Source organism: Nitrospirota bacterium (assembly GCA_040757335.1).
Lineage (GTDB): Bacteria > Nitrospirota > Nitrospiria > 2-01-FULL-66-17 > 2-01-FULL-66-17 > JBFLXB01.
Genome location: JBFLXB010000001.1, coordinates 117,589 through 140,840 on the forward strand (window position 1 = coordinate 117,589; position 23,252 = coordinate 140,840).

Sequence of the window (23,252 nt, forward strand, 5' to 3'; positions counted from 1 at the left end):
GTTCTCCTGCCCCTTGACCATTGTTCAGGAAGGAGAACGATGTCTCGTCTTGTCGTGGCGGTCGCCGTCGGGATCGTTTTGGCGACGGGTGGACCGTCGCCGGTCTCCGCAGAATCGGTCTATGAAGAAATCGCCGTGAAGAACGGCGGAACCATCAGCGGGAAGATCACCCTGAAGGGGCCGGTCCCTGACCCGCGAGTGTTCCCGTTGGTGCTCTATCCCTTTGGGCCGTTCTGCAAGAAAATCTCGGACGGCAAAGGCCACATCCTGGTCGATGAGTTCATCGTGTCGCCGGACCGGGGGATGCAGGACACGATCGTGGCGGTGCAGCAGGTCAAGCGGGGAAAACCGTTTCCTCTGATCAAACAGGAACTGGAAGCGGTGGACTGCATGTTCCATCCCGCCGAGACCGCGGAGGACGAGCTGTTTGCGATCGATGCCCAGGGCAAGCTGCACCACGAACATCCCTTGGTCATGGTCCTGAGAAATCACCAACCGATCTGGGTGGTCAACCGCGATCCGATCATTCACAACGGGCAAGTCTTCCAAAATGAGAAGGGCAACATCATTCTCAACTTTCCGCTCCCGATCGCCGAGGAGCCGCGCGGCGGCATGCTCCACTTCGACGACGGGAAGCGCATTTCACAAATGATTTGCGGGATGCACGAATTCATGCAGGCGTGGGGGTTTGTGGTGGACAATCCCTACTACGCGAGAACCAAGAAAGACGGGAAGTTCGCGATCGACAATCTTCCACCCGGCACGTATCGTGTGGCGGCGTGGCATCCGCATCTCCCGATCGTCGAACAAGACATCACGGTGCCGGCCAACGGCACGGCATCGTTCAACGTGGAATTCGACGGCGCGCAGGTCGTGCGTCCCGCGTACGAGAGCCAGGAACGATTCCGGATCGGACCCGAGGCGCTTCCTCATCAACATCTCGAAGAGTGTAGCCCGCCGTACTGCGAGGACTAGGAGCCTGTCCATGAGCGGCCATCTGCGGCGTTGTCAGTTGCCTTTGCGTGCTCACGTACGACCCAGTACGCTCCGCGCGCAAAGGCTTCTTCCGCCTTGCATCTGGCCACTCCTGAACAGGCTCCGACATCGAAATACTTGGATGCCTTCACGGCGTATGCCTTCGCTGGGGCTTATCGCGTGGGTGATCGTTGCTGGAGTTTGTGGCGTTCTTTTCGGAGTGAGAGCCGTGGGTTGGGCGTATGAAGAGGTCACGGTGACCTCGGGGGGCACGTTGAGGGGGAAGGTTTCATTGGCCGGAGCGGTTCCGCCCAGCCGGATTTTCCACATGGTGTTCTCCCCGAATATCACATTCTGTACCAGGATTTCCGATGGCAAAGGCAACCGGTTGCTCAAGGAGTTCGTGGTCGCTCAAGACGGCGGATTCCAGAATGTGGTCGTGGCCGTGGTGGGGGTGGAAAAGGGCAAACGATTCGATTACACGCCGGAGATCAGCCTTGAAAACTGCCGTGTCGGCCCGTTCGTCACGCCCGTTCGCAACCACCACCCCGTTGTGATCGTGAACAAAGACCCGGTGGTACACGATGTCCAGGCCTATACGATCAAGGATCCGTATGCGTTTGGAATGTTCAATAAGCCCATGCTTCCGGAGAGTACGGCCTCAAAAAAGATCGTCTTCAGAAAGGACCACTATCTCTTCAAGACCCAGTGCGGGGTGCACGACTTCATGCAGTCGTGGGGCATGGCCGTGGGCAACCCCTATTTTGCGGTCACCGGCCCGGACGGCACGTTTACGATTTCGGATCTCCCGCCGGGAACCTATGATGTCGTGGCCTGGCATCCCCATATGCGGGTGAGAGCGAAACAGGTCACGGTTGCGGCCAACGGCGAAGCGGACCTGAGCTTTGAGTTCGACTCGTCCGAAGTGGACATTCCGTTGCACGATCTGCAGACCGGCTACCGCCTCCAACCCGCGCTGGATCTCATCCCGCTGGAGCCGCCTTCGGTCGAGCTCCAGGGACCCTAAAGCACCCATCGGGCGCTGTCGTCGGCGAATCGTGAACGGGTAGGGCATTGACCAAGAGGCCGCGGGCTGGGTATTCTATGGGCGAGATATTTTGAACACCAAACATCGGCGCTTCTTCGGATGATCGGCATGGCCCAGAAACGAGACATTGCCGACATCATGCAGTCCTTGCGGCGGATCTTTAAGGCGATCCAGCAGTACTCCGAAGACGTGTTTAAGGAGTTCGGGGTGACCGGCCCGCAGCTCTGGGCCTTGCGGACGATCTACACGCAGGGCCCGCTCTCGATGGGCGAGTTGAGCCGGAGCATGTACCTGCACATCAGTACGGCCTCGGGCGTCGTGGATCGGTTGGAGCGCAGGGGGTACGTGGAGCGCAACCGAGAGGACTCGGACCGGCGCGTGGTCAAGATCAGCCTCACGTCCGCGGGGAAACGGCTGGTGCAACGGGGTCCGGAGGCGGCTCAAGGGAAGTTGCTGCATGGGCTTGAAAGTCTGTCGTCGGCTGAGGTCCGAGTCATCCGTTCATCGCTGGAACGCGTGGTTCGGTTGATGGAGATTCAGGATATGAGAGCAACCTTCTTTTTTAGCGAGGAGTAATGGCATGACGAACGGTGCGGTGAATCGTGCGGTTACGGTGACGGTGGGTGTCGCGCTACTGGCGACCCTCGGGTTCGGTGAGGCGCCACCGGCCCTTGCCTACGAGGAAGTCCAGGTTCAGAACGCGGGAACGTTGACGGGGAAGGCATGGTTGGACGGACCGATTCCTGAGCCGCGCGTTTTTCCGGTTGCGCTCTATCCCTTCGGGCCGTTCTGCAACAAGAATGAGCGCATTGCGGACGGCAAGGGAAACATCCTGGTCCAAGAGTTCGAAGTAGGCGCCGAGCATGGATTAAAGGACGTGGTGGTGGCGGTGCAGAGGGTGAAGCGAGGGAAGCCGTTCCCTCCCATCGTGGCTGAAATCGTGTCGCGAGATTGCGAGTTCATCCCGTTTGTGAGCGTCGTCCGGAACCACGGACAGTTCAGGATGACGAACGAGGACCCCGTCATTCACAATGCGCAACTCTACCAAAGCGAGAAGGGGAATCTGCGGTTGACGGTGCCGAATCCGCCGAATTCGGCGGGGATGTTCCCCATCGAGTTCGAAAGGAAATACCGAATCTACCAAATGATCTGCGGAATGCACGAGTTCATGCAGACCTGGGGTTACGCGGTGGACAATCCGTACTATGCGCTCACGGACGAGAACGGCGCATTTACGATCGACGGCCTGCCTCCGGGCACCTACACCGTCACGGCGTGGCGGCCGCACTTTCCCCCAATGGAACGACGGGTGACCATCGCGTCCTCGGGGACGGAGCGCATCGAGTTTTCGTTCGATGCAGCGCTCGTGAAGCGACCCCTGTATGAAACGCAGGAGCGCTTCCGGATTCAGCGTTGACGCTTGACCTGGGCTCGGCGGCGGGGAATCTGCTGCCCGACGGCGTCTGATTACGAGCCGGGGAGCTTTTCCGCGTCCCTCATGAGTCCGGCGACGAGGGACGCCGCCTCGCGCTCGAGAACCGCTTCAGTCGCGGACGCGGTCCCAATGCCTTGGATCTGTTTGCGTAGAGCATCCAACCGGCGTTCATGCTCGGCCGCCCTGGCCTTTCCAAGCACTTCCGCGATCGCGTCTCGGAGGCCGGACTCGTTGTACAGTCTCGACTGAACACTCATCACTCTCGACGTTGCCGCGGTGATGCTCCCGTTCTTCCAATGACCGATGGCGCGATCCAGTTCGGTGCGGACCTGTTCCACCACTGAGATCCAGTCCCGATCCGTGGTTTCGGTGAGATCGGTTCCAGCCGGAGCCTTCGCTGTGAACCGGAGATCAACGACCTGTCTTCCCATGTCCAAGTCCATATCCACCGCTCCTCGATCCCGTTCCTCGGCGGTCAGTCGAGGATGCCAGGCTTCGAGTCGGTAATGGCCGGGCGGCACGTTCGGGATTTCGAACCGTCCGAGCTTGTCAGCCACGGCGAAATAGGGCGACGGGGCGACGATGATCAGTCCCCGCATGCTCTGGTGGGTGCGGCACCGGATGGGCACGGCCCCGGGGTTCTTCAGGGTCACCTCCTTGACCGTGCCGGGAAGATGCGCGCCGGTGTCAAAGCGATTTTCAGCGGCACGTGAGTGGATGTTGTGGATCTCGTCGTCATGATTCTCGAATCGAATCGTCGCCCCTGCGGGAACGACGAGGAAATCCGGCTCGAACCGGAGCTTCTCCTGCCGAATCGTGTGTGGAGCGGACGAGGGGGCAAAGGAGAGGCCAGGCGGCGGCTGAAGGAACACCACGGCGCCGTCGGCCGGTTCCGAATTGAACAGGACGCGGCCGGTCACCCCATTGCCGGTCGTTCCACCGGCAGTGTGGGGGAAGAACGAGATGGACAACTGGAGGACCGCGAGACAGGCCGCAAGGTCGCGACACGGCTTCGCGACCTGCCACCGATCCGTTCCGGAATTCCTCACGCCGCGATCATAACAAGACGCGCGCGAGAGCGACAAGATGCTGGTTGTGTTTGAGACGGCGCGGATGATAACGTATCCGCGTCTTGGGAAGGAGTGAACCCCCGTGTCGACCACGAATGTGTTGAGGGCATTGGTTGCGCTGACCATGGTGTTGTGTGTGTCGGGTGTGTCGGCCGGAGCGACGTCGGAGGAGGTGGCTCAGGCCTACTTCGACGAAGGAAAGGAACTCAACAAGCAACGACGTTTCGACGAGGCGTTGGCGAAATTCACCCTGGCTGTTCAGGCGAGCCCCGAAACCCACAGATATCATCAAGCGCTCTTCATGACGTACATGGCGTTGCGCCGCGGCCTGGCGGCAATCGACTTCTACAAGCAGATGGCTCGCGAGCACCCCGACAGCCCGACCGTTCGCTACTGGCTGGGGCGGCTCTACCTGCAGAGCCAGGCGCTCGACGACGCGGTGCGCGAATTCCAAACCGCCGGCAGGCTGGCGCCCAACGATGAACATGCCTGGATCTCCTTAGGGCACACCTACATTCGCCAGGGGAAAGACGCGGAAGCGATGGCTGCGTATCAACGAGCCAATAAGCTGTCGCCGAACATCGCCGTGGTTCACGCCGGCCTGGGGAAGCTGTATTTGAAGCGCGGCGACTACCCGAAGGCGCAGCGCGAGCTTGAGGAGGCGTTGCGGCTTGACGCGGCGCTCACCGAAGCGCGGTTCGATCTCAGCCTGATCTACGAGAAGCAGGGCGAGACCATCAAAGCGGTCAAAGAATGGCAGCGGATCCTCGAAGACGATCCCAACGAGACCTCGGCTCGAGAGCGCCTGGCAAGGACATTTTTCGAAAAGCAACTCTATGAAGACGCCGTGCGGGAGTACTCCACGCTGTCGCAGGTCCGCCAAGCTTCCCCCGAGGTGTTCCTTGCGCTGGGCGAGGCCCAGGTCATGTTGGCCACCTCCCTCACCGACGCCGCGGAAAAGAGTCAACTGACGAATTTGGCGATCGAGAATTTTCAACGAACACTGGAACTCGATCCCGGGAATGCGCAGGCCCGGAAATACCTCGATCTCTTGCGACCGACGGATGCGCCGGCCCAGGTCCCGCAATGACGCGGTTTGGTCGCTATGCCGTTGGAACCGGACTCGGTGCGATCGTCCTGGCGGCCGTTGTGTCGCTGCTGTCCGCGAGCAGCCTGCGGGCCGACGTGGTCTACGATTGTCAAGCCGAGGAGAATCGAGGCAAACCCACGACGATCGAGATTGTCCTTTCCCAGAAGTGGCGAGAACAGGCGGATGAGATCAAGCGCGCGTTGGTGTCGGACGCGGATAGTGTAAAGGTCCGGGTCAGGTTTTACCCCTTGATGGACCCGCCCCGCAATATCGGCATCGGGAAGTGCGTTCCCGCCGATGTGGCGCGCCGGGCGATCCAAGAGGCGATCAAGTACTCCGGAACCATCGACCAACTGATCCGCCAGGACATTCTTCCGCACCACTGGATCAAGATCGGCTCCACTGATACGGCCGAGTTGGCCTGGATGCCGGTTCCGCCCGAGGATCTCAGCCGCCTGACCGCCCCGAATCTATCCACCGATCAATTTCAGGAGCTCTACCGAAGTCTTGCGGCACCGAAAGAGCGGCGATTGCCCTTTGGGATGGGCAGTCAGCCGATTCAACCATCGCCCGGGCCATGATGCTGGTTCGGTTGGCTGGGGCTCTTTGACCGCGGCGGCGTACGCTCATCCATTTGGGTGAGACGCCCATCACCCATTTCCTCCGGGATGGCTACTCCCTCTTCGGCATGGTGTCGCGCCGAGGCCGACACGTAAACTTCGCGTAGAGGCGATAAGGCGAGGAAAGGAGGGAACCATGCGAGCCGTGAAGGACATCATGACTACCAACTTGCAGTGGGTCGAACCAGGGACGTCGGTGCGCACGGCGGTCGCGGTGATGAGCCGACACCGCATCGGGAGCGTCTTGGTGGGGAATCGGGATGAGCCGCCGGCCATTGTCACGGAAACCGACGTGGTCCGTCGCGTGCTGGCCGAGGACAAGAATCCCGCGTCCGTGGCCGTGGATGAGATCATGAGTTGCCCGCTGATCAGCGTAGACGAGAACCGGCCGATCGAGCAGGCCGGCGACTTGATGGCGGAACATGAGATCCGCCACGTGGCGGTTTCGTCAGGTGCGAGCGTGGTGGGGCTGCTCTCGGTCCGGGACCTCCTCCCGGTCGTGAACCTGCTGCCGATCGCGGTGGAGCGCATGATGACCAGGATGCCGGTGATCATTCCCGCCGAAGAGACGGCTCGCAACGCGGCGGCTCTCATGGCGCACGCGAAGGTCAGCGCGCTGCTGGTCGCGGGCCGGCGCCTGCAGCCCCGGGGGATCCATTTCCGCGGGTTCTCGCGCCAGGACGTTGCGGGGATCGTGACCGGAACGGACTTGGTGCGGGATGTGGTCGAGAAGGACCTGGACGCCTCGGTGACGCCGGTCTGCGGCGTCATGGGGAGTCCGTTGTTCACTCTGTCGGGTTCGGAAGACGTCATGACGGCGTTCGATGTCATGGCGCGGGGGAGCGTGCGACATCTGGCGGTCGCCGCGGGGGAAGAGATCACAGGACTGCTGTCGGTCGAAGACATCATCGAACCCGCCTGGCTCCACGTGGCTTCCGGCGCGCTTCGAAAGGCGCGAGCGTAGCGTTGGAGGAGGTTCTCAGGGACTTGGGTACGCCGCGTTGACACGGCTGGCCGACATTGGTGCCTCGCAAGGGTCCGTGGTCTCCCGCCGGTCACAGGTCCGGCAGGCCGTCGATGTGATGGTCCAAGACGGCAACGGCGTCGTGGTGGCGGCCAACGACGACGGCACGCCCGCCGGAGTGTTGACTGAAACCGACATGGTGCGGCGGGTCATCGCTGGCGATCGGCATCCCTGGGTCACCCCGGTCGAGAGCGTGATGAGCGAACCCGTGGTCACGATTGACGACGGTTGCACGCTCGACGTGGCCGGTCGCCTGATGGCTGACCGGGGGATTCGACACCTCGGGATCACGCGCGAGGGGCGACTCGCCGGCTGGGTCACGGCCCGCAACCTGATCGCAGCGGCTCGTATCCCGCCCACGCGCATCTGCGATGCCATGACCAAGTTGATCGCCACGATCCATTTGCAGGAAACAGTGCGCGAAGCCGCTGACCGGATGCTCGAGGCATCCATCGGGCTGTTGTTGGTGGGAGGACGGCGGACCCGACATCGCTCCGGTCAGTGGAGCGGGGCCGGTTATGACGACCTGGCCGGCATCGTGACCGAAGCGGACTTGGTCAACCGGGTGATGGCCGTGGATCGCTATCCCTACGTAACATCCGTGGGCGACGTCATGACGCCCAGGCCCGTGACCGTACGTCCCGACGACTCCTTGACGGTCGCGGCCGACCTCATCGTGAATCGAGGAATTCGCCACGTCCTGGTGGCGGACGGCGCCGACGTGGTCGGCGTGATCTCGATCCGCGACTTGCTTCCGGTCATGGCGGACCCCGGTGTGTCCGAGCGCGAACCGAACAGGTGAGGTCGATCGCCGAGCCGTTGCATCCCATCGGTGGATCTGGTAGAAGATCGGCGTGGACGACGCTGACCGGTCTCTCGTCGAACGGGTGAAGACGGGCGACGTCGCGGCATTCGAGCGCCTCTTCTCACGCCACCACGAGCGGATTTATCGCTTCGCGTCCCGCATGTGCCGCCACGCGCAGGACGCGGAGGACATCCTCCAGGACACGTTCCTTTCCGCGTTCCGCCACGCCAAGACCTTCCGCGGAAAGGCCCGCTTCACCACCTGGCTCTACACCATCGCGGCCAACGCCTGCCGCCGCACCCGGCGCGGCGCTCGACCCGCGATGGCGGTCAACGAAGGCGACGGAGCCGGACCCGCCGCGCCGGTCGACGACTGGACGCGCCGTCCCGACGTCCAGGTGATGCGGAAGGAGACGAGGCGGGCGATCCACGACGCAATCGCCTCCCTTCCGAAGGATCAGCGTCTGGTGCTGGTGCTTCGCGACATGGAGGGACTGTCGGCCGAAGAAGTCAGCCGGATCGTGGGAGTCGGCGTTCCCGCGGTCAAGTCGCGCTTGCATCGCGCGCGGCTCGCCGTGCGGGCGCACCTCTCCCGGCGTTTTCAGGAACTCCGGCGGTGAGCCCGCGGCGGTCATCGCACCCAGGGAAACCGTGCCTGCAGCGCCTCGCGCGCCTGTCAGCGTACATCGAGCGCGAGCTTCCGCCTGGGGTCCGCGACGAAATCCGCAGCCATATGACCCGCTGCGAGGACTGCCGCGTGATGCTCAGAACCCTCAGAAAGACCATCGCCCTGTGCCGGCGGGCTCGGGCAACGCCGCCGCCGCGCAGGGTCTCGCAGCGGGTACTGGCCGCCCTGAGACGGGAGTTGTCGTCCTGCGGACCCCGGCCCGGTGGTAAACGCGTGGTTCGACAGGCTCACCGCAAACGGAAAAATCGCTGAAAATTCAATGGTTGTCCGTTTGTCCCTGAGGTGAATCCTTTTCCGAGGTCGTGACTCTACAAGGGTGGGAACGCAGTGTTTCGTCACCCTGAACCGAGGAGGAGGTCATGGCTTTGGATATCAACGCGTGGTTGCGGGCGATCGCGGGGACCGTGGTCCTGGCGAGTGTGGGGTTGAGCGTGGTGCACGATCCTCGCTGGTTGTGGTTGACCGCGTTTGTGGGCTTGAATCTGCTGCAGTCTTCGGTCAGCGGCTGGTGTCCGATGATGGCGGTGTTGCGGAAAGCAGGGGTTCGGGAAGGTCGATGCTGATCCGACGACTTGGCATCGCCGCGGCGGTGCTGGTCGCGGCGCTAGTCGCGTACCTGTGGTGGACGGGGAAACGCGGCGCGGAAGACGCCCAACAGGAGCGACCGACCGTCGCTGGCGAGACGCTGGTCACCGCGGTGGGCGACGTCCCCCGGGTGGTGGAGGCCACGGGCGTGGTGGTCTCGGCCCGTGAGGTGGTCTTGGCGAGCAAGGTGCTGGCCGCGGTGAAGGCCCTCAAGGCCAGAGAAGGGGCGGTCGTGGCCGCCGGAGACGTGCTCGTGGCGCTGGATGACCGCGAGTTGGCGGCGGATCTTGAGCGCGCCGAGGCGGAGCGGCGGAATGCCCAAAGTCGTTTGGAGCGCCTGCAGTCAGTGGCCAAGGAGGGACTGGTGGCGCCGCAAACGCTCGAGGACGCTGAGCGGTCGCTGCGCGTGGCTGAAGCGGCTCGGGACGCCGCGGCGGCGCTGCTGGCGTCCACGGTGATCCGAGCACCGTTCAGCGGCGTGGTCACCGACCGCTGGGTGGAAGCCGGCGACATGGCAACGCCGGGCAAGCCCCTGCTCAAAGTCGAGGACAGCCGCGAGTTGCGGCTGGAGGTCACGGTGGCGGGCGACGAGGCGAGCGGGATGACCGTGCGCCAGCCCGTCGAGGCGGTGGTCGATGCCCTCGGCCCCGCGCCCTTGTCCGGAACCGTGGCCGTGATCGTGCCGCGGGCCGAAGCCGCAACGCAGTCGGTGCTGGTCAAGGTGGACTTGCCGCGCACCCCGGGCCTGAAGAGCGGGCTGTACGGCCGGGCGCGTTTTACCGTGGGACAGGACCGTGTGCTGACCGTGCCGAGCACGGCGGTGTCGTCCGTCGGGGCCCTGGATCGCGTGTTCGTCGTGGACGCCGACCAGGTGGTCCACGCCAGACTCGTGCGCTTGGGGCGATCGTACGGCGATCGCATCGAGGTACGCGCAGGGCTGGAGCCGAGTGAACGCGTGTTGATCGAGGCCGGCCGCGGCGTCGACGGCGCGCAATGGACCGGTTCGTCCGGGCCATGACTGCACGCCTCGGCCTCGCCGGCCGGATCGCCAAGGCGTTCGTCAACTCGCGTCTCACCCCGCTCGCCATGATCGCGGCCTTGTTGCTCGGAGCCGCGGCCATCGCCATCACTCCCCGCGAAGAAGAGCCCCAGATCGTCGTGCCCATGGCCGACGTCGTCATCCCGTTTCCCGGCGCCTCGGCCGGGGAGGTCGAGGAACAGCTCACCAAACCCATTGAGCGCAAGATCTCCGAGATCCGGCGCGTCGAGTACGTGTATTCGATTTCGCAGGCGGAGCTGAGTCTGATCATCGTGCGGTTTCGAGTGGGCGAGGACCTCGAGAAGAGTCTGGTGGATCTCTACGACAAATTGATGTCCAACCAGGATCTCATCCCGTCCGGCGCGGGGCCGTTTCAGGTCAAACCGCGCGACATCAACGACGTCCCGATCGTCACGGTGACGTTGTGGAGCGAGCGCTACGGCGACGACCAACTTCGGCGGGTGGCCGACCACGTGCTCGAAGAGGTCAAGAAAGTGCCGAAGACCGCCGGAGGGTTCGTGGCCGGCGGTCACCCGCGTCGGCTGCGGATCGAACTCGACCCCGCGCGCCTGACGGCCCACGGACTCGCCCCGCTGGAGGTGGCGGAGCGCATCGGCGGCGCGAACCGCCAGCAAATCGCCGGGCAGCTCCAGGCCGGCAACCGCGAGCTGCTGGTGGAAGCCGGCGGGTTTCTCTCCTCGCGCGACGCGTTCGAGTCCCTGGTACTGCGCGCGTCGCGCGAAGGGGTGGTGCGTCTCGGCGACGTGGCTGCGGTGCGCGACGAGGCCGAAGAGGTCTCGCGCTACGTGTGGTTCGGCGACGGCCCGGCCGCTGTGGAGAAGGGGATTTCGCTGCGGAGCGGATTGGTTCCCGCCGTGACCGTGGCGGTCGCAAAACAGCCGGGAGCGAACGCGGTCGCGGTGGCGAGGGAGGTCATCGCGACCGTTGATCGCTTGAAGGGATCCGTGATTCCGTCCGACGTGCAGGCGACCGTGACCCGGGATTACGGCGCCACCGCCAATGAGAAATCCAACGAACTGTTGGAGCACCTCCTCATCGCGGTCGTGGCCGTGGTGCTCTTTCTCGGATTCGCCCTCGGGGTCCGTGAGGCCGGTGTGGTCGCGCTGGCAATCCCGCTCACATTGGGACTGACGCTCTTCGTGTCGCTGTTGATCGGGTACACCATCAACCGCGTCACATTGTTCGCCCTGATCTTCGCCATCGGCATTCTGGTGGACGATGCGATCGTGGTGGTGGAGAACATTTACCGTCATCTGCGGCTGGGCCGCCAACCGCCGATGGACGCGGCGATCACGGCCGTGGACGAGGTCGGAAACCCCACCATCCTGGCCACGTTCACGGTGATCGCGGCGCTCCTGCCCATGGCGTTCATTTCCGGCCTGATGGGGCCGTACATGCGGCCCATTCCCATCAACGCGTCGATCGCGATGTTCGCGTCGCTGTTGGTCGCGTTCATCGTGGTGCCCTGGTTCTGCAGGCTGTGCCACCAACAGGGACTTCGGAGCTCGGGCCATGAAGAGCCCGGCCCGGTGGAAGCCGGTCGCTTGTACCGGATCTACCGGCTCGCGCTCACGCCCCTGATCGAGCGCCGGTGGCTCCGCGTGGTGTTCTTCCTCACCGTCGCCGCGCTGCTGCTCGGCTCCGTGGGGCTCTTCGCAAACCGTTCCGTCATCGCCAAGATGTTGCCGTTCGACAACAAGAGCGAGTTCGAGATCGTCATCGACATGCCAGAGGGCACGACCCTCGAGACCACTGCCGACGCGGCCCGATCGCTGGGACGTTTCGTGGCGACGATCCCGGAAGTCACGGACTACCAGATCTACGCGGGCACCCCTGCGCCGTTCAACTTCAACGGCCTCGTGCGTCACTACTTTCTCCGCGAGGAACCGTACCAGGCTCAGATCCAGGTCAATCTGATCGGCAAACACGAGCGCTCGGCCCAGAGCCACGAGATCGCGCGCCGGATCCGGCCGGACGTGGAACGCCTGGCCCGCGAGCACGGCGCGGCCGTGAAGATCGTCGAAGTGCCGCCGGGCCCTCCGGTCCAATCGGTGTTGGTCGCCGAGGTCTACGGGCCCAACGAGGCCGCCCGCCGCGCAACCGCCGCGGAGTTGGCGGGCGCGTTCGCATCATCGCCGGGCGTGGTGGACGTGGACGACACGCTCGAAGCCGAACGGCCCAAGACAGTGGTGCGCGTGGATCAGGCGAAGGCCGCGGCCAGCGGCGTGGCCACGGCTGACATCGTAGACGCGCTGACCTTGTCCCTGGCTGGACTGCCCGCAGGCCGGCTGGCGGACCCGCGCGAAAAGCAGCCGATCGATGTGATCCTTCGCCTTCCGTATGACGTCCGCACGGGTTTGAATAGCCTCTTGAGTCTGCGGCTACGCGCGGCCAACGGGGGGATGGTGCCGATTTCAGAGTTGGTCCGGGTCGAGCGCCAACCGGAGGAGCCCAAGCGGTATCACAAGAACCTCAAACCCGTGGTCTACGTCACTGGAGATGTCGGGGGGAGGGAAGAGAGTCCTGTTTACGGGATGTTCGCGATCAACGAGCGGGTGGAGGCCTTGCGCGGACCGAACAACGCGCCGATCGACATCTACTACACCGGGCAGCCCGCGTTGGAAGATCGCGTGGCGATCAAATGGGACGGGGAGTGGCAGATCACCTACGAGACATTCCGCGACATGGGCATCGCGTTCGGGATCGCAATGGTGCTGATCTACCTGTTGATCGTGGGCCAGTTCCAGTCGTTTTTAGTCCCGCTCGTGATCATGGCTCCGATCCCACTCACATTGGTAGGCGTGATCCCCGGACACTGGCTGACCGGCTCGTACTTCACCGCCACGTCGATGATCGGGTTCATCGCACTCGCCGGCATCGTGGTGCGCAACTCGATCCTGCTGGTGGACTTCATCCAAACGGAACAAGCCGAGGGCCGCCCTCTGACCGAAGCGGTCCTGCGCGCGGGCGCAATCCGCACGCGCCCGATCCTACTCACCGCTGCCGCGCTCATCGTGGGGGCGTTCGTGATCATCCTGGACCCGATCTTCCAGGGCCTGGCGATTTCGTTGCTCTTCGGCGTGGTGGGATCCACGCTGCTCACGCTCGTCGTCATCCCGGTGTTGTACGTCACCCTGGCGGAACTGACGGGTTCACGCAGCGCCGGGCGGCCCGACCACAACGTTGGTTGACGGACAGATCCGACCCCGACGGTTTTGTCGAACTGGATGTATCGCGCGCCCACTGCTCCCCCCCCCTTTTTTTTTCTTGACAAGCTTTCTAAGACTCCTTTATATTCGCGCTCGCTTCTACCTTTTTTGAGGGGATTCCAGAGGAGCATCCTGGGAATCTCCTGGTCGTCGGTCGACTTTGTGAGCGTGTCACCGACTCAACGTCTTAGGCAACCAGATCCAAGGCGTTGGTGACTCACTCCAAAGCATGTCAGGCCGCGTAGTTTCGTCACGCTACTGGTAACGAACTGAACTGTTGTCTGATATGGGCGGGCGGCGAGCCCCTGTTCGCCGCAGGTTCATTCCACGGTGGTGTTTTAGAAAAAACACACAGGAGGCCTAGACAATGAAAAGGAAGTCGTTGAGAGGACCATTGAGTATGGTGGGTATTCTGGGGGCCCTTGTGGCTTGTGACATCGAAGCGCCAAGTTCGCTGACCGTGACGCAGGGCGTCGACTCGGCGCCTGGCGTGATCAGCGGGCAAATCATCAGTGGGACCACGCAAAAGCCTCAGAAAGGTCTTACCGTCGAGGTGGCTTCTGGGGTCGTCAAGACCGATACCACCGATGCGAACGGCCGATTCCACATCACGGGTCTTTCTGTAACTGACTTCTGTGACAATACCGCTCCCGGCAGTACAGGTTGTTGGGACTTCGCGCTATCAGGGTTAACGGGCCATCAGGTCACGATCACGGACAAGCGATCCGTCGGAGGAGGCAGCAACCAGATTCCGACCGAGGCTGATCGTCTTGCCCCGTTACATCTGAGGGTCCATATTGTTCAAGCCGCAAACACAGGTGGGAGGAACCCGATTGCTGAAACGGATACGGGCCTCATTCGCATGAACCCCGGCGTTAGCCTCGACGTGTTGGTAACCGCAGATGGAGCGCCGGTCCCTGCCGGGGTGACGGTCGCCGCGTATCCGAGCAACGAGGACGGCACCTGTGACGGGACCTACCAAAACGTGGACGAAGTGACGGATTCAGATTTGGTCGATTTGGACGACGTTCACTCAGTCCCATTTTCCACGACCACGAATGCAACGGGGATCGCGACATTGAGTGGTTTGGATCGGTGCCAGGAGTATGAGGTAGTCGTTCCGGCCCAGGTGATTGGCGGAACTCCGATGTACTCGGGCGGGGTTTCCCTGGAAGATCTTGCCGACGGGACGCCGAATAAGACGGTCGCGTTGTCCGCGGCGGTTCCGCAAGAGGATATCTTCATCGTCGCCACCAACATGGAGGCTGCTAGCGCGTTCTTCGCCCAGCTTCAAGACTGCTGCTCGACCGCCAGCTATCCAGGGTTTTCTACTAGCCAGGTTGCGTATACCAATGCCGCAGCGTCGACGCTGAACGATCCCAACGCATCCTATACCGCACCGAAGACCGGCAACCTCATCGTGGTCACCAGCGTGCCGGCAACGGTGGATAACGATATCGGGCTCTTCTACGAGGACAACTTGGCTGATCCGGATACGGATAACGACGGAACCTTAGATGGGCCCGCAGATGCCGACAATGATAAGGGATGGTCGCCAGGACCACCCGTCACTGCGCCGAATAAGACGGTAGCTGGCGTAACCGGAACGTTTGACTCGTTCGGTTCGATCTTGACCGTTGTCCATACCGAAGACCTCAAGAAAAACCAGTTCTACCAGCTCACTGGGACTCTTCGGAACAATGCGAACAATAACCTCTTCAACCTCGCCGAGAGCTTTGGGGATATCTATGTCAGCGACAGTGACTCGGCGCCCTCTGCAACCACGATCTTCGTGGATAACCTGGACGGGGACCAAGTTGCTGGTACGGGAACCCCGCGCCTGGTGTTTGCCGAGGCCGTGGCTGGAACTGGTCGGGTGATCTCGTACACCGACGACGGAACCACAACGGTCGTCAATGGTTCGAACTTCCTCATCCGCCCGAGCAGCCAAACACGATACTCCTCGCATACCGGAAGTCCTGCGCCGAGCTGTTCGGCCTGCTTGTCCACCGTCTCGCCCTTCACCTCGGACGAGGACAAGGTGATCCAGACGATCTCGGGCGTTCCCGCACTCAATGACGATGGCGGCAACGATTCCGTGGAAGCCTTCCTTGACGTCGTTGACATGCAGGGAAATCGTTTCGTGGGGACGACCACGTTCCCTGTGAGGTAAATCACCGTAGGTCTGGTCTGAGGGAAGCCCCCCGGATACTGTCTTCCGGGGGGCTTCTTCTTTTCGGGGTTAGTGGGGTTGGGCATGCAAGGACGAGTTGTGGCACTACTGATTGTCAACGCGTTGATGCTGGCAGACACCTCTGGACTCGCGTCGGATGGGAAGGCGACGCCCCGGGCTGCTGATGCCCAGGTTGCCCCGTCGAAGGTACCCGGTTGGCTCGACCAGTTGACCGCAAAGGACGCTGCCCAACGCGCCAAAGCAGCGATTGCACTTGGCGGCGCAAAGGACCGCTCGGCCGTTGCCCCGCTGCTGAAGGCCTTGGATGACCCTGATCCCACGGTCCGCTTCCGGGTGGCCGAGGCGCTGGGGAAGATCGGTGATCCTCAGGCAGTCGACCCGCTCATCACGCGTCTCTCCGACGACGCGTTCAAGGTCCGATACGGTGCGGCATGGTCATTGGGCCGACTCAGAGATCCGCGTGCCGTCAAGCCGCTCGTCAAACTGCTGAAAGACCGGCAGCCCGTGGTGCGGCAAACCGTGGCCACGTCCCTGGGCGAGATCGGGGACCGCGGGGCGGTCGACGGATTGGGCCGTGCCGTCAAAGATCGCGATCCCAAGGTGCGTCAAGCAGTCATGAGGGCCCTCACGGAGATCGGTGATCCAGCGGCAGTGGACGCATTTCTCAAAGGACTGAAGGATTCTGACGCGGATGTCCGGCGGGTAGCGGCCAGGGGATTGGGGACGATCAAGGATCCCAAGGCAGTGGCCCCGCTGCTGAGAGTCTTGGAGAAGGATTCGGATGTCAGGGTTCGGCAGTCTTCGGCGCTTGCTCTCGGCGCTCTAGGGGACCCCAAGGCGATTGATCCGTTGGTGCGAGCCATGAAACATACCGACGCGCAGGTGAGGGAGGGGGCGGCATCAGCTCTCGGTCTATTGAAGGCCGAGAAGGCCGTTCCAGTTCTAGAAGCGGCGGTGAAGGATCCGGACAAGCGGGTGCAATGGCAAGCGGCCATGGCTCTGCAACGAATTCGGGGCCCGGCGGGAGCTGATTCCGCGGCCCCTGCGAATTGAGCTGCGCACGCGTTCTTCGCGTCCCAGACTCGCAGCCTTGATCATGCCGAACAGTTGGTCATGGGCGCTGCCCACCCACGCAGAATGAAAATCCCCACTTTGAAAAAGGGGGGAAGGGGGGATTTTCTAACGAGGTGCCCCATCATCCTCCTTCTTGCGTTCTGGTGTCTCCTTCTGCTGTGGCTTCTTCCCCGCGACGCAGCGGCAGCCGATGCGCCGTCCAAGAATTGGCGCGTGGAGCCGATCGTGGCGGGCGGGGCGGTATTTGAATATCTCAACTATGCCTCCGCATATATCGGTGGCGGGGTTTCGCTTCGGTACGCGCCTGGCCCTTGGTCCGCGAGGGTGCGGTATCGCGTTGAGTCGTACGACATGACCTATTTTGGCGCCACCAGTGATTCCGTGTCGACCATCATTACAGGGGGGACGCTGAGCTCGCCGTTCCTCCAACAAGTGCGGGTGGACGAGGTGAGGCAGGATTTTTTGTTCGACGTCGGCTTTCAGGTGGGAGAGCATGTGACAATTGCGCCTGGTATCAGGCGGATTCTTTTCGAGAACGACTTTTCGTCGTTCACCTTCGCGGGTCCTGCGCTGGGAGGGGAGTGGACCCTGCCTTGGCGAACCTATCGGTTCGTCCTAGGACTGGATTTCGCGGCCAACCTCTCCGGGAAAGTCGAGAATCACGCGGAAGAGTTCCTGGCCTTCGATGGTCGCGAGACGATTTCCTTCTACGGCGAACCGGTCTCCCGCTTGGATTGGCGCGCCCAGTTCGCGGCCCAGCCGCTTGATTGGATGGGGTTTTCGGTTGGATACGAAGGATCGGTCACGTTCTTGGAGGGCGGCTATCGCTATGCCCACGGACTGACGCTGGGGGCGGAGTTCTAGCCTCTCACGCAGCCGAGCGCATAGTCATAGAGCTTGGCGTCGAGAGCTCCCATGGCGGTTTGCAGGCCCTTTGCGCACAGGCCGTCGAACTCCGCCTGAATCCGTCCGCGGCTCGCAAGCAGACAGTCCTTGACGCGCGGTTTGTTGAGCGTGGTCCATCGGTCGGCTTTTGGACTGCCGAGCAGTTCGTCGATCGCGGCTTCATAGGCTCGGTCTCGGTCCTCACCCTGGACCGAACTCCACGCTGAACAGTCGATGGCCAGCGCCGGGGTCGGCATTCCGGCGACGAGTGCCAGGGCCAGCGTGACGTTCGCAGCGACGCTGACGCGCCGGACGTTACGCAGGTAAATCGATCGAGTCTTGCTCATCACCGCCCTCCTTGTTCGCTGGCTGGCAGTCTACAGCGATTGGTGGGTTTCTCGCAAATGGGGTTGGGGGGGCGCGAGCCGACTAAGCCGCATGCGGCAGATCGCGGTCGATTTCGACCACGGCTTCAATAAACAGCATGAACAACGGGACGGACTCATTCTGAAGGGACACTTATGACCGCCGCCGGGATATCTTGACATTGCCTAGCAATCGCGGCTAGGCTCGGTTGCATGAGCTATCACGATATCATCACCATTGAGCCAGGGAAACGCGGCGGCAAACCGTGTATTCGTGGACTGCGCATCACGGTGTACGATGTGCTCGACTATTTGGCCTCCGGCATGTCGGAGGCCGAGATTTTGAAAGACTTCCCGGATTTGACGCGCGAAGACATTCGCGCCTGCCTCGCGTTCGCTGCGGATCGAGAGCGTAAGCTGGTCTCGATCCCCGCGCGGTGAAACTGCTCTTCGACCAAAATCTTTCTCCGTGGTTTGTGGATGCGCTGCGGAACCTCTACCCAGGATCCGTGCACGTCCGTGACGTCGGTCTGAGGGACGCCGATGACGACGCGATTTGGCAGTACGCGACTCGACACGGTCTGACCATTGCCTCTAAGGACGCCGATTTTCACCAACGAAGTTTCCTGTTCGGCCACCCGCCGAAGGTCATCTGGATCAGGCGAGGGAACTGTTCGACGGCTGACATCCTGAGCATCCTCCGTGCGCGGCATACAGAAGTTGAGGCTTTTGGGCTGGACGCGGAGGGGGCCTTTCTTGCCTTGGAATAACTGCCGTCCGCGTCAACGGGACTCAGCCGAACGGCTAAGGCGGACAGTGACCGGTGGTCCCAGCGGGTTTCGAACCATGTTGCCGGCGTGAGGCCGGCGGCCTTGAGGGCGCGATTACGCCGCGTGCGGCAACTCGCGGTCGATCTCGACCACGGCTTCGGTGAACAGCGCGATGGCTTGATCGATCTGCTGGTCAGCGACGACCAGGGCGGGGATGAAGCGCACCACGTGTTTCCCGGCGCCGACCAGCAGCAGGCCTTTTTCGAAGCAACGCTGGATGATCCGGTTGCGCGCCTCGGGAGCCGGGGATCGGCTCCCGCGATCTTTCACGATCTCCACGCCGACCATGAGGCCTTTGCCGCGGATCTCGCCGATCAACGGCGAACGGTCTGCGCTCCGTTTGAGCGCGTTGATCAGCCGCTCGCCAGCTTGGGCCGCGCGCTGGATGAGGCCGCCGTCGAAGAGGTGGCGGAGCGCCACCAGCGCGGTCTCGCACGAGATCGGGTGTCCTCCGAACGTATTGGCGTGCGCGCCAGGCGGCCAGGTCATCAATCTGGTCGGCGCGATGGTGGCTCCCAACGGCATCCCCGCGGCGATGCCTTTTGACATCGCCACGATGTCCGGGACAATGCCGTCGTGTTCGCAGGCGAGGAACTTGCCGGTGCGGCCCATGCCGCACTGAATCTCATCCAGGATCAACACGATCCCTTGCCGGATGCAGAGGTCCCGGAGCCGTCGCAGAAACCCTTCGGGCGGGATCACGTAGCCGCCTTCGCCTTGGATCGGCTCCACCACTACGGCCGCGACCTCGTCGGGGGACACCACGTGGCCAAACAGTTCGCGCTCGATGAAATCGACGTCTCCGTAGGGCGCGTGGAACACCCCGGGCACCAAAGGACCGAATCCGCGGCGGTGCACGGTCTTGCTGGCCGACAGCGACAGCGCGCCCAGGGTCCGGCCGTGGAAGGCGCCGTAGAAGGCGATGAGGTGTTGGCGCTTGGTGAAGTACCGCGCCAGTTTGATCGCGGCTTCAATCGCCTCGGCGCCGGAGTTGGAGAAAAAGACCTGCTTGGGCTCATCGCCCGGGCAGCGCCTGGCAAGTTCCTCGGCCAGGCGGATCTGCGACGGGTAATAGAAGTCGGTCCCGGACATGTGAATCAAGCTATTGGCTTGGTCCGTGATCGCCCGCACCACGTCGGGGTGACAGTGACCGAGCAGCGAGGTGCCGAGCCCGGAGGTGAAGTCCAAATAGACGTGGCCGTCCACGTCTTCGACGTGCAGTCCGGATGCGAGTTTGACCACCAGCGGGTACGTCCTGGTGTAGGAGGGCGAGACGACCTTGGCGTCTCGCTCGACCCACGCGCGGGCTTCGGGTCCGGGGCGCGATGAAGGCGTGGACGACATGGCGGGACGAGTATAGCACACGGTCCTGGACTGACCGGATGGAGAATCAGAGCGTGACGGAGACAGGCGAAGGGGCAAATCCCCCCTTCCCCCCTTTGTCAAAGGGGGGGGCATTCTGCGGTCAGTCAAACGGGGCATTCTGCGCTGGTGGCGGTTCTCCGCAGACGTGACGGCGCTCGAAGTCAATTCCCGCGAAGGGCGGGCATTCAGAATCGCGCTCTACCTAATGGATCCCCCCTTTGAAAAAGGGGGGAAGGGGGGATTTGCCTTTTATGCGTCGCTTTGGCTGGCGCCGGGGTCGAGGGATTCTTTTTCGAGTTTGCGCAGCCAACGGTAACTGCGCTTCAGGGTGCGCGCGGCGTGGCTCTTGTTGCCTTGGTGCTCGCGCACCGCGCGTTCGGTGATGGCCCACTCGATGCGGTGGAGTAGGTCGTCAAATGATCCGCCGCGATCAAAAAAATCGGCAAAGCAGGACCAGTCCATCTTCCCGATCACGGCCCACGGCTCTCCCGCGGCGGCGCCGACCTCTATTCGGTCGCCGAACCATTCGGCGGGGAGATGAGATGCCGTGATGACGGATTGATCCCCAGCCAGGATCAAGGCGCGTTCGATCACGTTTTCCAGTTCTCTGACGTTGCCCGGCCACTGGTGTTCCATCAGCACGCGCACCGCATCCGGGGAGAAGCGCTCCGCGAAGCGGCCGGTCCGCGTGCGCACCTTGTTGAGCAGGGCCTGGGCCAGGAGCGGGAGGTCTTCGCGGCGCTCGCGTAGGGGAGGGATCGTGATCGGCATCACATTGAGTCGGTAATACAGGTCCTGCCGGAAGCTCCCGACCTTTACCATTTCGGGCAGGTTGCGATGCGTAGCGGCCATCACGCGGATGTTGATGGCAATGTCTTCGTCGCCGCCCACGCGGCAGATGGTCCGCTCCTGCAACACCCTCAGCAGCTTGACCTGCAGGGCGGGCGACAGTTCGCCCACTTCGTCCAGAAACAGCGTGCCGCCGTGGGCCGCCTCGAACTTCCCCACGCGGCGCTGCAACGCGCCGGTGAAGGCCCCGCGCTCGTGCCCGAACAGCTCGCTCTCCAACAGCCCTTCGGGCAAGGCTCCGCAATTTACGGCCACGAACCGGCCGGTCTTGCGCGGCCCATTGTAATGGAGCGCGCGGGCGACGACCTCCTTCCCGGTCCCGGTTTCGCCCAGCAAGAGGACGGTGGAGTCGCCGTCCACCACGCGTTCCAGATTCGCGCACAGCGCGCGCATCTTTGGACTGACCGCGATCAGGTCGGTGAACCGGTGCCGGTCGACCAGCTCGGATTTCAGTTGCGCGTTCTCCTCGCGCAGACTCGCGTTGTCGCGCTCGCAGCGCAGCAGCCGCCGCTGGGTCTGTTTGAGCTCGTGCAAGTGGGTGAACAACAGGCGCGACGCGTCGCGCAATCGCGACTCCGCGGGGATTGTCGTGGCGCCGCGATCCGTCCAGCGGAAACGCGCCTTCGAGTACGGCGCGCCGTACACCGCGCCGGTCTGGAGCGGAACCCTGACGCGACCGCGGCGCAACTCGCCGCCGTCCACGATCCGCACGGCCTGGGCCTTGGCGAGGGGCGCGGGCTGGGCTCCGGCGGCGCTCCACACGGTGTATTCGGAACCCGCGGGCGTGACAATGGCCCCGTCTTGCGCGGGCAGGTGTTGGCCGGCGGGCAGGCGTTCGACCCCCAGCGTGATGCCTTCGGCGCTGGCCACGAGCGACCCCCCACGGTCGACGATGCGCAAGCGTTCGCCCTGCTGAGTGAGTTCGTAGCCGTCGAAATCGTGGAGCAGGTGCTGGAGCGAGAGCTGGGTGAACTCTTCGCGGAACACAGCCTCGGTCTGGCGCCCGAACAGCGCCGGAAATCCTTCGCACTGGCCGCGGATGAATAGGGCCGGCAGGCGCGTGAGGCGTCCACGCGTTGACACCAACGACAAGACCGTGGCCTCCGGGCGGTCGCCGTGGTCGAGCGCTTGGAGCGCGGTATTGGTGGTGAAGGCGCTGGCCCATCCGCTCGAAGCCAACACCACGCTGCGGACGTCGTCGAACAACGTGACGATGATCTCGAAGATCGAAGGGCCGCGCCGATGGGGCCGCTCGAAGTGCGCGCGCGTCGCCAGGTAGGCCAGGTCGGCCTCCCCGGTGGCGTCCTCGGCAGCGAGGACCAGCCGCGCGAGCACCTCCTGGGGCAACCACTGATTCGGATCGGTCAGGAGCGCCCGAGCGTCTCCGGCTCGGTTCGCGAGCTCGGTGCCGGCGAAGATCGCCGAGTAGGGCAGTGCGCGCGCCGCGTCAGGGTGACGTTCTTCGAGGTAGTCGACGACGATGCTGGTGAGAAATCCCGTGGCCCAGGATGTGTCAGCGCCCGCCATGTGCCGTCCCCGCTGCCAACACGTCGTCGGCGATGCGCTTGCTGACCGATTCGCCCGCCAGGTGCTCCACCAGGGTCAACGCGAACTCCAACGCGGTGCCTGGTGAACGACTGGTGATCAGGCGCCCATCGACCACCACGCGGTCGGTCTGGTAATCGGCCGCGGCAAACTGGGACTGATACGACGGATAACTGGTGACCCGTCGGCCGACGAGCAGGCCCGCGTCGCTCAACACGGTCGGCGCGGCGCAGATCGCAGCCACGTATCCTCCGCGGTCGGATTGCGCTTTGACGAGCCGGGCGATCCGCGGGTCGCGGCGAAGGTTCTCGGTGCCGGGCCCACCGCCGGGGAGGACGACCATGTCGTACTCCACCTCCGCGGCGCTGTCGAGCCTGGCGTCGGGCACGATGGCCACGCCACGACTCCCGGTCACCGGCCCGGCCACGGTGCCCGCCACCGTGACGTGGATATCGGCGCGGCGCAGGATGTCGATGATGGTCACGGCTTCGATTTCTTCGAAGCCGGGAGCGAGGGGAACGAGGACGCGTTTCATAC

At 63.2% G+C, this 23,252-nt stretch carries 23 protein-coding genes; 18 read left to right on the forward strand and 5 right to left on the reverse strand.

The genetic code is table 11. The features are described 5' to 3' along the window. Positions 1-39: 39 nt before the first annotated feature. From AB1451_00590 to AB1451_00605, 4 genes are all read left to right on the forward strand, one after another. A complete protein-coding gene (locus AB1451_00590; GenBank protein MEW6681409.1) occupies positions 40-975 on the forward strand; it encodes a carboxypeptidase regulatory-like domain-containing protein in 936 nt (311 codons plus the stop codon). A gap of 229 nt (positions 976-1,204) precedes the next feature. Next, complete coding sequence (locus tag AB1451_00595) at positions 1,205-2,002, forward strand: carboxypeptidase-like regulatory domain-containing protein (GenBank protein ID MEW6681410.1); 798 nt, start codon at positions 1,205-1,207, stop codon at positions 2,000-2,002. Positions 2,003-2,131: 129 nt separating this feature from the next. After that, positions 2,132-2,599, forward strand: a complete 468-nt coding sequence (locus AB1451_00600; GenBank protein ID MEW6681411.1) for a MarR family transcriptional regulator — start codon at positions 2,132-2,134, stop codon at positions 2,597-2,599. A 4-nt stretch (positions 2,600-2,603) separates the two neighbouring features. Continuing rightward, complete coding sequence (locus AB1451_00605) at positions 2,604-3,440, forward strand: carboxypeptidase-like regulatory domain-containing protein (protein ID MEW6681412.1); 837 nt, start codon at positions 2,604-2,606, stop codon at positions 3,438-3,440. A gap of 50 nt (positions 3,441-3,490) precedes the next feature. On the opposite strand, the gene AB1451_00610 is transcribed toward AB1451_00605, so the two are convergent. Further along, a complete protein-coding gene (locus AB1451_00610) occupies positions 3,491-4,507 on the reverse strand; it encodes a plastocyanin/azurin family copper-binding protein (GenBank protein ID MEW6681413.1) in 1,017 nt (338 codons plus the stop codon). 103 nt (positions 4,508-4,610) lie between these two features. Here AB1451_00610 and AB1451_00615 point away from each other — a divergent pair, with 103 nt between their 5' ends. The 12 genes from AB1451_00615 (at position 4,611) to AB1451_00670 (ending at position 17,740) form a co-directional block, all read left to right on the forward strand. Continuing rightward, on the forward strand, positions 4,611-5,618 hold the full coding sequence (locus AB1451_00615) for a tetratricopeptide repeat protein (protein MEW6681414.1): 1,008 nt from the start codon (positions 4,611-4,613) through the stop codon (positions 5,616-5,618). Then, positions 5,615-6,199: a hypothetical protein gene (locus tag AB1451_00620; protein MEW6681415.1), complete on the forward strand. Its 585-nt coding sequence runs from the start codon at positions 5,615-5,617 to the stop codon at positions 6,197-6,199. Before AB1451_00615 ends, AB1451_00620 begins: the two co-directional genes overlap by 4 nt. 175 nt (positions 6,200-6,374) lie before the next feature. Next, complete coding sequence (locus tag AB1451_00625; protein MEW6681416.1) at positions 6,375-7,202, forward strand: CBS domain-containing protein; 828 nt, start codon at positions 6,375-6,377, stop codon at positions 7,200-7,202. A 37-nt stretch (positions 7,203-7,239) separates the two neighbouring features. Beyond that, entirely contained in the window at positions 7,240-8,064 is an 825-nt protein-coding gene (locus tag AB1451_00630) for a CBS domain-containing protein (protein MEW6681417.1), read from the forward strand. A gap of 52 nt (positions 8,065-8,116) precedes the next feature. Next, positions 8,117-8,686 (forward strand): sigma-70 family RNA polymerase sigma factor, encoded by a 570-nt coding sequence (locus AB1451_00635; protein ID MEW6681418.1) that lies wholly within the window; start codon positions 8,117-8,119, stop codon positions 8,684-8,686. Beyond that, positions 8,683-9,006, forward strand: a complete 324-nt coding sequence (locus AB1451_00640; protein MEW6681419.1) for a zf-HC2 domain-containing protein — start codon at positions 8,683-8,685, stop codon at positions 9,004-9,006. Before AB1451_00635 ends, AB1451_00640 begins: the two co-directional genes overlap by 4 nt. 107 nt (positions 9,007-9,113) lie before the next feature. Further along, positions 9,114-9,317, forward strand: coding sequence for a DUF2892 domain-containing protein (locus AB1451_00645; protein ID MEW6681420.1), 204 nt, complete (start codon positions 9,114-9,116; stop codon positions 9,315-9,317). Continuing rightward, positions 9,311-10,357 carry an efflux RND transporter periplasmic adaptor subunit gene (locus tag AB1451_00650; GenBank protein MEW6681421.1) on the forward strand — a complete coding sequence of 349 codons (1,047 nt, stop codon included), beginning with the start codon at positions 9,311-9,313 and terminating at the stop codon, positions 10,355-10,357. The genes AB1451_00645 and AB1451_00650 overlap by 7 nt, the downstream gene beginning before the upstream one ends. Then, positions 10,333-13,590, forward strand: coding sequence for an efflux RND transporter permease subunit (locus tag AB1451_00655; protein MEW6681422.1), 3,258 nt, complete (start codon positions 10,333-10,335; stop codon positions 13,588-13,590). The genes AB1451_00650 and AB1451_00655 overlap by 25 nt, the downstream gene beginning before the upstream one ends. Positions 13,591-14,008: 418 nt before the next feature. After that, complete coding sequence (locus AB1451_00660; GenBank protein ID MEW6681423.1) at positions 14,009-15,781, forward strand: hypothetical protein; 1,773 nt, start codon at positions 14,009-14,011, stop codon at positions 15,779-15,781. 99 nt (positions 15,782-15,880) lie between these two features. Further along, positions 15,881-16,855 carry a HEAT repeat domain-containing protein gene (locus AB1451_00665; protein MEW6681424.1) on the forward strand — a complete coding sequence of 325 codons (975 nt, stop codon included), beginning with the start codon at positions 15,881-15,883 and terminating at the stop codon, positions 16,853-16,855. A 234-nt stretch (positions 16,856-17,089) separates the two neighbouring features. After that, a complete protein-coding gene (locus AB1451_00670; protein MEW6681425.1) occupies positions 17,090-17,740 on the forward strand; it encodes a hypothetical protein in 651 nt (216 codons plus the stop codon). Here the strand turns inward: AB1451_00670 and AB1451_00675 are convergent. After that, positions 17,737-18,108, reverse strand: a complete 372-nt coding sequence (locus tag AB1451_00675; GenBank protein ID MEW6681426.1) for a hypothetical protein — start codon at positions 18,106-18,108, stop codon at positions 17,737-17,739. The genes AB1451_00670 and AB1451_00675 overlap by 4 nt on opposite strands. Before the next feature lie 231 nt (positions 18,109-18,339). On the opposite strand from AB1451_00675, the gene AB1451_00680 reads away from it, so the two are divergent. After that, positions 18,340-18,567, forward strand: coding sequence for a DUF433 domain-containing protein (locus AB1451_00680; GenBank protein ID MEW6681427.1), 228 nt, complete (start codon positions 18,340-18,342; stop codon positions 18,565-18,567). Then, complete coding sequence (locus AB1451_00685; protein MEW6681428.1) at positions 18,564-18,896, forward strand: DUF5615 family PIN-like protein; 333 nt, start codon at positions 18,564-18,566, stop codon at positions 18,894-18,896. The genes AB1451_00680 and AB1451_00685 overlap by 4 nt, the downstream gene beginning before the upstream one ends. Before the next feature lie 114 nt (positions 18,897-19,010). Here the strand turns inward: AB1451_00685 and AB1451_00690 are convergent, their stop codons facing one another. The 3 genes from AB1451_00690 to AB1451_00700 form a co-directional block, all read right to left on the reverse strand. Then, a complete protein-coding gene (locus AB1451_00690) occupies positions 19,011-20,300 on the reverse strand; it encodes an aminotransferase class III-fold pyridoxal phosphate-dependent enzyme (GenBank protein ID MEW6681429.1) in 1,290 nt (429 codons plus the stop codon). A gap of 270 nt (positions 20,301-20,570) precedes the next feature. Further along, entirely contained in the window at positions 20,571-22,697 is a 2,127-nt protein-coding gene (locus AB1451_00695) for a sigma 54-interacting transcriptional regulator (protein MEW6681430.1), read from the reverse strand. Next, positions 22,684-23,250 (reverse strand): DJ-1 family glyoxalase III, encoded by a 567-nt coding sequence (locus tag AB1451_00700; protein MEW6681431.1) that lies wholly within the window; start codon positions 23,248-23,250, stop codon positions 22,684-22,686. The genes AB1451_00695 and AB1451_00700 overlap by 14 nt, the downstream gene beginning before the upstream one ends. Positions 23,251-23,252: the final 2 nt, after the last annotated feature.